Below are 10,965 nucleotides of genomic sequence, written 5' to 3'. Positions count from 1 at the left end.
GCTTCATGGCTGACAGAATCGCAGGAATACCGCATCGTTCCAACTGAACCCTGCAATTCCAGCATCCCAAATCCCGAACTTTCCTGCTCCAGATCAACAGGTTGCTGGTTATTCAAGGCCGACCAAGTAGGGCCGGGCGGGCGCCGTAGCCTCCCTGCCTCGCTTGCCCGGAGGGTGCCGCCGGCCTTATCTCGGGCGGGGATTGCAGTTCCAGCTATCACAACAGGGGGAAACCACCACATGGCGCCCACGCACCGGATCAGCCGCAGGCTGGCCATTGCCCTGCCCTTCGGGCTGGCCTTCGCGGCCCGTGCACAGGCGCAGGCCGCGCCGCTGCGCCTCGTGGTCGGGTTCCCCGCGGGCACCACGCCGGACACGCTCGCCCGCCTCTACGGCGCGTCCATCGCCGCCACGCTCGGCCAGCCCGTGGTGGTGGAGAACCGCGTGGGCGGTGGCGGCATCCTGGCGGCGGAAGGGGTGGCGCGCGGGCCGGCCGATGGCTCCGTCCTCTTCGTCGCGGGGAACGGCCCGATCTCGATCAACAAGCACCTGACGGACCGCCTGCCCTTCGATCCGGATCGCGACTTCCGCCCGGTGGGCTTCCTGGGTGTCTCCATGCAGGTGCTGGTGGCGCGCCCCGGGCTAGCCGCGGATCTGGCGGGCTTCATCGCCCATGCGAAGCGCGAGGACATCAACTACGGCAGCGTCGGCGCGGGTTCGGCCAGCCACCTGCTGATGGCCGGGCTTTCCGCCCAGGCGGGGCTGAAGGCCCAGCATGTTCCCTATCGCGGCGCTCCGCAGGCACTGCTTGAAATCGCCGCGGGGCGGCTGGATGCCATGGTGGCGGCCATCGGCTCCGCGCTGCCGCTGATCCGCGAGGGCAAGGTGGTGCCCCTGGCCGTGACCGGCCCCGGGCGCGATCCGCTCCTGCCGGAGGTGCCGAGCTTCGAGCAGGCGGGCCTGCCCGGCTTCGTGCTGCCGGTCTGGAACGCCGTCTTCGCCCCGCGGGCGACGCCGGACGCGGTGGTGGAACGGGTTGCGGCCGCCCTCAGGCAGGCCCAGCAGGATGAGGCCGTGCGGCGTGGCGTCACCGCCGCCGGCTTCTCGATCGAGGCGCGCGACCCCGCGGCCATGACGCGTTTCATCGCGGCCGAAAGCGCCCGCTGGGGCGAGATCGCCCGCGCCACCGGGGTTCGCCTGACGGACTGATCCCACGCGCAAGCCCTGTCCGGACGCCGGTTTTTCGCTGCTGCATCATTCCAGCAACCGGCGATCCGCTTTACCATAGCGCCTCGTGATCGAGACCCAGCCGAGGCCTCAGCCCCATGCCTGACTTGCTGCATGTCCAGGAGCGCGACCGGCTCCTCGGTTCCCTGCGCCGTATGCTCCGCCAGGTGAATCTGGACGGCCAGCCCATGTCCGGACTGGCCCACAGCATTGGCGCCAACACCTCTCTGCGGACGCTGGACAATGCGATCGCGGCCGAGCTGATGGCCATCCCGGCGCTGCGTGCCGCCGACGCGACCATGGCCGACGCGGTCTTCAGCTTCGTCGCGGCCATGGCCGAGGAGGCCGGGCCGCCGCCGCGTGGCGTGATTCCGCCGGCCGCCCCGCGCGCCGAGATCCTCCGCGGCGACCCGCGCGACCTTCGCGTGCTGACTCCCTGGCACGAATACACGGGCGACCTCACCCATGGCGTGCTGCGCCAGCGCCTGCGCGGCGAGGGGCGGGATGCCGATGTCCTGCACACCGGCAACATGGCAAGGCTCCGCCTTCAGGGCGGCCTGCCCGGCCTGCTCGGCCGCTTCTCCCTTCGCGCCCGCACCCTCGACATCGAGGAGAACATCACCGGCCAGGGGGTGCAGGCCGAGGGAAGCGGCGTGCTGATGTGGCATGAGAGCACGCTGCGCCTCAGCCCCATGCCCGGCATTACGGTGCAGGCCGGCACGGTCCGGTACGAATACCGCGTCTCCGGCGCCGATCCCGTGCTGCGCCTGACGGTGGTGCTGCGCGCCGGGCAGAAGGCGGGGCTGACCGGGGTGCGCCTGACCACGGCGCTGGATGCGCTTTCGGAACGGAGCGTGGCGCCCGCCCATGTCTCCGTCGGCCGGTCCGGAAGCCAGTCCCGGCGTCCGCCCGGACCCTTCCCCGATGAGGCGCTGCTCGCCCAGGGCGCGATCGACTCCCTCCATCTCTGGCAGGCGGGACCGGAGGACGAGGCCCTGGCGCTGCATATCCGCCCGCGCGCCGGGGAGCAGGTGTTCAGCGCTCGCCTTCATGCGCGCCAGGGCGTGCCGCACTGGCTCGTGCTCCGCCACGCCATGCCCGATGTGCCGCGTGGCGGCACCGCCACCTTGCGCGAGGATCGCCTGCTGGCCCGCGGCGTCGCGCCGGGCGCTCCGGAGGCCGCACTTCGCCTGCTCCGCAATCCCGAGGCCCTGGCCGGGCGCGATCCGGGCCAGGCAGGGCTCGGCGCGCCCCTGGCGGCCATGGCTTCGGTGCTGCTGAACGCACCGGGCTTCAACCCGCCCCTGTCGCGCGACCGGGCCGCCCGCCTGCGCGAGGCGCTGGACCGCCAGCTCGCCGCGCTGCCGGATGAGGAGGGAGCAGCCCTGCCGGTTGCCGAGCTTGCGTCCCTCGCCCTGGGCCTGGATGCCGTCTGGCGGGGCGGTGGCCTGCCGAGGGAGGGCCGCCGCCTGCGCCAGGTGCTGGGCCAGCTTGTTGCCGCCGCTTCGCCCGAAGGCGCGGTGGGCCAGAGCCTCGCCGAGCATGGCGCGGCCATCCTGGCCATCGCCCGCGCCGCCACCCTGTTGCCGGAGCCCTGGCTGCTGGAAGCGCTGCATCGCGCCGTCATGGCGCTGAACCCGGATGGCCCGGCGCTGGCCGGCGTGGCGCCTGTCCGGCCCGTTCCCACCCGGGCCCTGGCCGCCCTTCTGCGGGGCGTGCGCGCCGTGGAGCTGGTTGCGCGTACGGGGCGGGTGGACCTGGATGCCGGCATGCTGGCGCGGGCCGCGGAGGTGCGGGATGCCTGCCTCCAGGCCCTGTCGGGGCGCCTCCGCGCCCAGGAGGACCGGCTGGAGGTGCTGCCGGGCGAGGCGGGCGAGCCCGATGCACCCAGCACGGCGGCGCTTCTTCTCGCCGTGCTGTCGCCGGACGAGGTGGCGCTCACGGCGGGTGGTGTCGCGGCTTGAGGCATCGCTGCCGGTTTCGCCTGGCCTCGGTCCTCGGCTTTGTCCTTCTTGCCGCCTGCGCGGCTCCGGAATCGCGGCCGGTGCGCGAGGCGCCGATCGCCTATCCTCCCTCGGTGCGGGACCGGCTCCTCCAGATTGCTGAGGCGGAGTGGCGCGAATGGGGTGGGCTGGTCGTCGGGCCGGGCCTGGCCCGACTGCCGCCCGGTGCCGAGAGCGCGACCGATTCCTTCCCCCGCGTCCTTGCCTACTGGCGGGCCGTGCCCGACGCGGAGGCCGCTTCGGCCGTGGCACGCAACCGCCTGCGCTGGGCGACGCAGCTGGCCGGGGCGCAGGGGCCGGGCGTCTGGTCCGAGCCGGCCTGGTCCGCCGCCTTCATCTCCTATGTGATGCGCCGGGCGGGGGTGGACGAGCGGGAGTTCCATGCTTCGGCCGCCCATTCCTTCTACCTTGATGCCATACTGCGGGATGCGAGGGAGTTCCCGGCCCAGGCACCCTTCCTGCCTCATGACCCCCCGGTCCGGGTGCCGGAGGCCGGGGACCTGATCTGCGCCGACCGGTCGCGAAGGCCCCTGGCATCCTGGCGGGATCGTCTGCCTGAAGCCGGCGAATTCCGGCCCATGCATTGCGACATCGTCATTCGCACCATGCCCGGCGCCGCCGAAGCGGTGGGCGGGAATATCGCCGATGCGGTGACCATTACGCGCTATGCGACGGATCCGGATGGCCGGTTGCTGCCGCGCAGATCCGGGGAGCCGTTTATCTTCGCCGTCATCGAAAATCGCCTGGGGCGGCTGCCGCCATTCTCCTCCGCTCCAGTGATCGCTCGGATGCGTGGAGACAGTCCGGGATAGATCTCCCGGGCCGTTGCGTCATGCGGCACCCGCGAAATAGCTGGCCGGATGATCTATAAGTGGGGCGATGCCCTCGACATTATCTCGGCATTCACGATATGCGCAGTTAATCTTCCCGAATCGGTCCTTCCTGGGTGAAGCGGCCATTCCATCGGGGAAAGCGACGATGAAGCTGAGGAAATTGTGCAATGGCTGAAACGGGCACCACATCGAAGGTCAAATTCGACCTGGACTCCATGACGGCGCAGGACCTGACGGCATTGATCGCCGCTGCTGAGGCAAAGCGTGCTGAAAAGCAGGACGAGGCCCGGAATGCGTTGATCGAGGAGTTCCGGGAAAAGGCCGCGCAGCTGGGATTGCCGCTGGAGGCGCTGCTGACAAACCAATCTGCCTCCCCTGGGCCTGCCGCCCGCCGCACAAGGCGTGATGCCGGCGGTTCCGTGCCGGCGCGCTACCGCGGCCCCAATGGCGAAACCTGGAGCGGCCGCGGGCGGATGCCGAAATGGCTTTCGGCCATGGAGGCCGAGGGCCGTAAGCGCGAGGAATTCCGCCTCTGACGCAATGCCGGCCGGGGCTCTTCCCGGCCGCGTGGCTTTTGGAATTCGGAAAGCCGGGGCGGCAAAATGCCGCCTCGGGCGATTGCCAATGATTGGCCGCCCTTCATTGACAGCTCCGGATCAACCGGGGCGCGGATTGAACCTGACAAACCAGCGGAACACGCGCGAACCGCCGGGGTCCAGAAGCGTCACGCCGGGTTTGGTACTGAAGGCGTCATCCCATCCCAGGGGCGCTGCAGTGCCGTTCCAGGGTTCTATGCAAAGAAACGCGGCGCCCGGCCTGGACCAGATTCCAAGATCGCCATACCCGTCCCAGGCCATTTCCAGCGCCGTTCCTCCGGGCGCGGAATAGCGGATAAGCCGGCCTGGAAATGCGGGAAGCACAATGGCATCGGCTTCGAAAAGATCGGGGTGTAAAGGAAGCACACCATCGGCCAGCGGGATGATTTCGGCCGAATCCAGAAGTCCGCCATTCAGTCGCCGCGCGTGGAGGTTTTCCTCCCGGAAATCGGGAAAGGAAAGGCTGTGCCCCTCGGCCAGGGGCGCCCCCGGCAATGGCCATGCAAAAGCGGGATGGGCGCCGAGGCTGAAGGGCAGCGTGGTTGGTCCGGAATTGGATACGGTGACGCTGCAGGAGAGTGCTCCCTGCGCAACTTCCCAGGCGACATCGAGCGTGAAGGGGAAAGGAAAGACCTCTCGCGTGGCCTCGTCATCGCAGAGGCGGAGCGCGGCGCCCGTCCGGTCCCGGCGTATCCAGGCGAAGGTCCGGTCGCGGGCGAAGCCATGCTGGGTCATGCGGTAAGCCCGGCCGTCATGCCGCAGCACATCGCCTGGAAGCTTGCCGACGATGGGGAAGAGGATGGGCGCGCGCCTCGGCCAGGCCGGCCCGGCCTGCCAGAGCCATTCCTGGCCCGATGCGTCCTGCAGGGACTGCAGTTCCGCCCCGGCCTCCGAAACGGTGGCGGAGAGTTCGTCGTCGCCGAAGCGGTGGATCTCGCTCATCCTCCTTGGATGGCGGTGCTGAGCCCCGGCCGCAACCCCGGCCGCCGCTGCGCACGCCTTCCAGGCAGTCGGGCCAGCGGTCCCCATGCTGGAAATGCTGCCGGCCCGGCATCAGCCACCTGCTCCATGCCGGGGTGAATGCACCGGCGGTGCTGCAGGTCACCAGCACCGCCTTCGGGCAGGGGAAGTGATCCTGGCGGTCCACACCGCCGATGGTCCGGGGCTTTCGCCACCCCTCGCCTGAAGAGGCGCGCCAGAGGGCACCGGGGCGGTGATCCTGGTGGGGGAGGATGCTGAAATCCCCACCTATTCGCGATGAAGAACGGCCCGGAAACGCGAAGGGCGCCCCGAGGGCGCCCCATGGGCCGGGAAACGGCCTAGCCCAGCACGTCCTGGACAATCTGGCGGATCTCGGCCTCGGTCAGCGTGCCGGTCTGCGCGGGATGGCTGGCGGTGCGGGGCAGGTTCTCGGCCCGCGGGTGATGGGGAATGTTCTGCATAGTCCTTGTCTTTCCTTGGCCTGGCGGCGCCGGGGCGTCGCTGGGCGGTTCTGGACCGACCTCAGCCTCGCGCCCCGAGAGGGCGCCGGCGGGGCCGGACCGTGGCGTGATCGTGGCTACGACGATCCCGGGCGTGCGGAGCATTCTGCCCAGTGGCCCGGCCCTAACGCGCCGGATCGTTCCTGGATGCACCCCGGATGCGGAACGAGCGCCGCTGGCCTGCCGGCCCTCGGCGCTCGTCCGGTTCTTGAGCCCTGTGGAGGGCCGGAAGGGCGGAAGCCCGCCTTCCCGTCAGCCCATCTGGAGGTTGGAGGCCGACATCTTGCCCTTCGGGTCCTTCTGGACATCGAAGGAAACCTTGTCGCCTTCGTTCAGGCCGCGCAGGCCCGCCCGGGTGACGTCGGAGATGTGGACGAACACGTCCTTGGACCCATCATCCGGCTGGATGAAGCCATAGCCCTTGGTCGCATTGAACCACTTCACGGTTCCAGTGGGCATCGATCGCATGTCTTTCGTAGAGGTTGCCCCCGTGAATCCCGGGCGGTGGCGCCATGGCGGGGGCGAGAAACCGGCAACTGGCGGCCCGGCGTCCTGGATGGATCGGCGGACGGTCTGGGCCAGCACTGGCGAAAAGAATGTGGGAGCCGGGGGGCGGGATTGCAACCCGCCTGGCCCAGGGCCGGCGCCGGCGGTGTTTTCCCTGGTCTTTTGAGGGAGGAGGGGTCATATAGCGCCTCGCCGGGCGAAGCCGTAAGGTTCCGCCCGCCCTCCGCGCATGCGGTGGGCTGACAGGAACGGCCGCGCCGCGGCGTTTCCGGCCACATGGAACCCCGCCGCGAAAAGCCCGCGCGCGGACCCCATGCCGCCCGAGACGCCGGGCATCCCTGCCCGGATGCATGTCTTGAACATGGGGGCAGGGCCGGCGCAGAGACCCTTCATCCCATCCGTGTGTCGCACCACCGCCCCACCGGCAATCCGGCCGCCTGGGGCCGACAGGACGCACGCATGTTCGATAACTACTACCGCAAGGACATCGACTGGGGCGGCAAGACGCTGACCCTCGAGACGGGCAAGGTCGCCCGCCAGGCCGATGGCGCCGTGATGGCGCGCCTGGGCGACACCATCGTCCTCTGCACCGTGGTCGGCGCCCGCTCCGTGAAGCCGGGCCAGGACTTCTTCCCCCTGACCGTGAACTACCAGGAGAAGGCCTTCGCCGCCGGCAAGATCCCGGGCGGCTTCTTCAAGCGCGAGGGGCGCCCCTCCGAGTTCGAGACCCTCACCTCCCGCCTGATCGACCGCCCGATCCGCCCCCTGTTCCCCGAGGGTTTCCGGAACGAGGTCCAGGTGGTCGCGACCGTGCTGTCGCATGACCTGGAGAACAGCCCGGACATCGTGGCGATGGTCGGCTGCTCCGCCGCGCTGACACTTTCCGGCATCCCCTTCTTCGGCCCGATCGCCGCCGCCCGCGTCGGCTATGCCGCCGGGGAATACATCCTCAACCCGACCCTCGAGCAGACCAAGACGAGCGAGCTGGAGCTTGTCGTCGCCGGCACCGCCGAGGGCGTGCTGATGGTCGAGTCCGAGGCGAAGGAGCTCTCCGAGGAGGTGATGCTCGGCGCCGTGGAGTTCGGCCACAAGGCCTTCCAGCCGGTCATCCAGGGCATCATCGAGCTGGCGGAGCGCGCCGCCAAGGAGCCCTGGCCGCTTGCCGAGGAGTCCGAGGCGACCAAGTCGCTGAAGACCCGCATCTCCGAGATCGGCCGCGCCGAGATGGCCGAGGCCTATAAGGAGACGGTGAAGCAGGCCCGCTACGCCAAGGTGGGCGAGGTCAAGAAGAAGGTCGCCGAGCAGCTCGAGGCCGAGGGTCTCGATGTCGGCGCCGCGAAGGGGCTGATGAAGGAGCTCGAGGCGGATGTCGTCCGCAACGCGATCCTCGACACCGGCATCCGCATCGATGGCCGCGACACCAAGACCGTGCGCCCGATCGTGGCCGAGGTCGGCATCCTGCCGCGCTCCCATGGTTCCGCCCTGTTCACCCGTGGCGAGACGCAGGCCTTCTGCGTGGCGACGCTGGGCACGGGCCAGGACGAGCAGATCATCGACGCCCTCGCGGGCGAGTACCGCGAGGACTTCATGCTGCACTACAACTTCCCGCCCTACTCGGTGAACGAGACGGGCCGCATGGGCTCCCCCGGCCGCCGTGAAGTCGGCCATGGCAAGCTCGCCTGGCGCGCCGTGCACCCGCTGCTGCCGGAGAAGGAGAAGTTCCCCTACACGATCCGCGTCGTGTCGGAGATCACGGAGTCCAACGGCTCCTCCTCCATGGCGACCGTCTGCGGCACCTCGCTGTCGCTGATGGATGCGGGCGTGCCGCTGAAGCGCCCCGTGGCCGGCATCGCCATGGGCCTGATCAAGGAGGAGAAGGGCTTCGCCGTTCTCTCCGACATCCTGGGCGACGAGGATCACCTCGGCGACATGGACTTCAAGGTGGCCGGCACGGAGCAGGGCATCACCGCCCTGCAGATGGACATCAAGATCACGTCCATCACCTTCGACATCATGAAGACCGCGCTGGAGCAGGCCCGTGACGGCCGCGTCCACATCCTCGGCGAGATGGCGAAGGGCCTGTCCGGCTCGCGCAACGAGGTGGCTGCCACCGCGCCGCGCATCACCGTGATCCAGGTGCCCAAGGACAAGATCCGCGAGGTGATCGGCACGGGCGGCAAGGTGATCCGTGAGATCGTCGAGCAGACCGGGACGAAGATCGACATCGAGGACGATGGCACGATCAAGATCGCGTCCAGCAGCACCGAGGCGACCCAGGCCGCCATCGACCGCATCCGCGGCATCACCGCCGAGGCCGAGGTGGGCGCGATCTATAACGGCACCGTCGTGAAGGTCGCCGACTTCGGCGCCTTCGTGAACTTTCTCGGCACCAAGGACGGGCTGGTCCACATCTCCGAGCTGAACCAGGAGCGTGTGAACAAGACCTCCGACATCGTCTCCGTCGGCGACAAGGTGAAGGTGAAGGTCATCGGCTTCGATGACCGCGGCAAGGTCAAGCTGTCCATGCGCGTTGTGGACCAGCAGACCGGCGCCGACATCACCGATCAGGTCGGCGCCAAGCGCCCCCGGGCCGAGGGTGAGGAGAATGGCGGTGGCAACGGTGGCGAGCGCCGCGAGCGCTCCGACCGGGGCGACCGTCCCCGCCGCGACCGCGGCGACCGTCCGCCGCGCCGTTACGAGGACTGAACCGTAAAAGGGTGCCCGGCCTGGCCCGGGCACCCTGCCGCGGGCAACCGCGGCCCCATAAAATCTCTGTCACGCCGGGGCCGGGGGACTGTTCTGCCCTCCGGACTCGGACCATATGCGGCCCGCGGGAAGGTCCCCCGACCATCCGCAGTTTCCAGGGAAGAACCCGGCCTTGAAGGCGATCAACACCATCCGCATGGGCGGCGCCGAGGTCCTGCCCCTCGTCGAGGGTGGCAAGGGCGTCTCCGCTTCCAACGGCGCCTCCTGCGGCCATTGGGCTGCCGAGGGTGGAGTAGGCACCTTCTCCGCCGTGAACGCGGATAGCTATGACGCCCAGGGGAACATCATCCCCCAGGAATACCACGGCAAGACCCGGCGCGAGCGGCATGAGGAGCTGGTCGCCTATGGGATCGCCGGCGGCATCGCCCAGGCGCGCGAGGCGCATGAGCGTTCCAACGGCCAGGGCCGCATCCACGCCAATATCCTCTGGGAGATGGGCGGGGCGGAGCGCGTGGCGCGCGGGATGCTGGAGGGGGCCAAGGGCCTGATCCACGGCATCACCTGCGGCGCCGGCATGCCTTATCGCCTGGCCGACATCGCGCGCGAGTACCGCGTGCACATCTATCCCATCGTCTCCTCCTCCCGCGCCTTCTCGGCACTGTGGAAGCGCGCCTATTCCAAGGCCAGCGAGTGGCTGGGCGGCGTGGTCTACGAGGATCCCTGGCTTGCGGGTGGCCATAACGGCCTCTCCAACTCCGAGGATCCGCGCAAGCCCGAGGCGCCCTATGCCCGCGTGCTGAAGCTGCGCCAGCAGATGCGCGAGTTCGGCCTGGGCGAGGTGCCCATCATCATGGCCGGCGGCGTCTGGTGGCTGGAGGAGTGGGAGGACTGGATCGACAATCCGGAACTCGGCCCCATCGCCTTCCAGTTCGGCACCCGTCCGCTGGTGACGCGCGAGAGCCCGATTCCGGATGCCTGGAAGCAGAAGCTGCTCACGCTGAAGCCCGGTGACGTCTCCCTGCAGAACTTTTCGCCCACCGGCTTCTACAGCAGCGCGGTCCGCAACCCCTTCCTGCGCGAGCTGGAGGACCGGAGCGCCCGGCAGGTGGCCTATACCGGCGAGCCCATGGGCGAGCACACGGCGACCTATGGCGTCGGGCCGCGCAAGCGCCCGGTCTACCTGGTGCCGGGCGACCTGGACCGGGTGCGGAGCTGGGAGTCCCAGGGCTTCACCGAGGCGCTGCGTACCCCGGACGAGACCCTGATCTTCGAGACGCCCGAGGCGAGCCGGCAGATCCTGGCGGACCAGGTGGCCTGCATGGGCTGCCTTTCCCAGTGCCGCTTCTCCAACTGGGCGCAGCACACGGACGACCATTCCAACGGCAAGAAGGCCGACCCCCGCAGCTTCTGCATCCAGAAGACCCTGCAGGAGATCGGCCATGGCGGCGACCCGGACCGGAACCTGATGTTCGCCGGGCACAACGCCTACCGCTTCGCCCAGGATCCGTTCTATTCCAACGGCTTCATCCCGACGGTGAAGGAGCTGGTGGGGCGGATCATGACGGGGCGCTGAGGCGCCACGACCGGATCGGGACCCTTTGGACGGCCCGGC

The 10,965-nt window shown here is 69.4% G+C and carries 9 protein-coding genes; 6 read left to right on the top strand and 3 right to left on the bottom strand.

Features of this window, described 5'->3' with window-relative positions:
- The first annotated feature begins 240 nt into the window (after positions 1 to 240).
- The 4 genes from J8J14_RS06115 to J8J14_RS06100 all read left to right on the top strand — a co-directional run bounded on the left by J8J14_RS06115 (position 241) and on the right by J8J14_RS06100 (position 4,599).
- On the top strand, positions 241 to 1,209 hold the full coding sequence (locus J8J14_RS06115; protein WP_209378565.1) for a Bug family tripartite tricarboxylate transporter substrate binding protein: 969 nt from the start codon (positions 241 to 243) through the stop codon (positions 1,207 to 1,209).
- 116 nt (positions 1,210 to 1,325) lie between these two features.
- Positions 1,326 to 3,191: a hypothetical protein gene (locus J8J14_RS06110; protein WP_209378564.1), complete on the top strand. Its 1,866-nt coding sequence runs from the start codon at positions 1,326 to 1,328 to the stop codon at positions 3,189 to 3,191.
- Between the two features lie 80 nt (positions 3,192 to 3,271).
- Positions 3,272 to 4,042 carry a DUF2272 domain-containing protein gene (locus tag J8J14_RS06105; RefSeq protein WP_342452403.1) on the top strand — a complete coding sequence of 257 codons (771 nt, stop codon included), beginning with the start codon at positions 3,272 to 3,274 and terminating at the stop codon, positions 4,040 to 4,042.
- A 188-nt stretch (positions 4,043 to 4,230) separates the two neighbouring features.
- Positions 4,231 to 4,599, top strand: a complete 369-nt coding sequence (locus tag J8J14_RS06100) for an H-NS histone family protein (protein WP_209378563.1) — start codon at positions 4,231 to 4,233, stop codon at positions 4,597 to 4,599.
- 120 nt (positions 4,600 to 4,719) lie between these two features.
- Here J8J14_RS06100 and J8J14_RS06095 read toward each other — a convergent pair whose 3' ends face one another.
- The 3 genes from J8J14_RS06095 to J8J14_RS06090 form a co-directional block, all read right to left on the bottom strand.
- On the bottom strand, positions 4,720 to 5,601 hold the full coding sequence (locus tag J8J14_RS06095) for an aldose 1-epimerase family protein (RefSeq protein ID WP_209378562.1): 882 nt from the start codon (positions 5,599 to 5,601) through the stop codon (positions 4,720 to 4,722).
- A gap of 377 nt (positions 5,602 to 5,978) precedes the next feature.
- On the bottom strand, positions 5,979 to 6,101 hold the full coding sequence (locus tag J8J14_RS25385) for a hypothetical protein (RefSeq protein ID WP_280842872.1): 123 nt from the start codon (positions 6,099 to 6,101) through the stop codon (positions 5,979 to 5,981).
- Between the two features lie 291 nt (positions 6,102 to 6,392).
- A complete protein-coding gene (locus tag J8J14_RS06090; RefSeq protein ID WP_209378561.1) occupies positions 6,393 to 6,599 on the bottom strand; it encodes a cold-shock protein in 207 nt (68 codons plus the stop codon).
- A 507-nt stretch (positions 6,600 to 7,106) separates the two neighbouring features.
- On the opposite strand from J8J14_RS06090, the gene pnp reads away from it, so the two are divergent.
- Together pnp and J8J14_RS06080 are read left to right on the top strand one after the other, a co-directional pair.
- Positions 7,107 to 9,353, top strand: a complete 2,247-nt coding sequence (gene pnp, locus J8J14_RS06085) for a polyribonucleotide nucleotidyltransferase (RefSeq protein ID WP_209378560.1) — start codon at positions 7,107 to 7,109, stop codon at positions 9,351 to 9,353.
- 172 nt (positions 9,354 to 9,525) lie between these two features.
- On the top strand, positions 9,526 to 10,926 hold the full coding sequence (locus J8J14_RS06080; protein WP_209378559.1) for an NAD(P)H-dependent flavin oxidoreductase: 1,401 nt from the start codon (positions 9,526 to 9,528) through the stop codon (positions 10,924 to 10,926).
- Positions 10,927 to 10,965 lie beyond the last annotated feature (39 nt).

The sequence above is a fragment of the Pararoseomonas baculiformis genome (genome assembly GCF_017813395.1).
Lineage (GTDB): Bacteria > Pseudomonadota > Alphaproteobacteria > Acetobacterales > Acetobacteraceae > Roseomonas > Roseomonas baculiformis.
The sequence above is the reverse complement of the archived record's forward strand: the minus strand, read 5'-3'. Positions and strand labels throughout refer to the sequence as shown.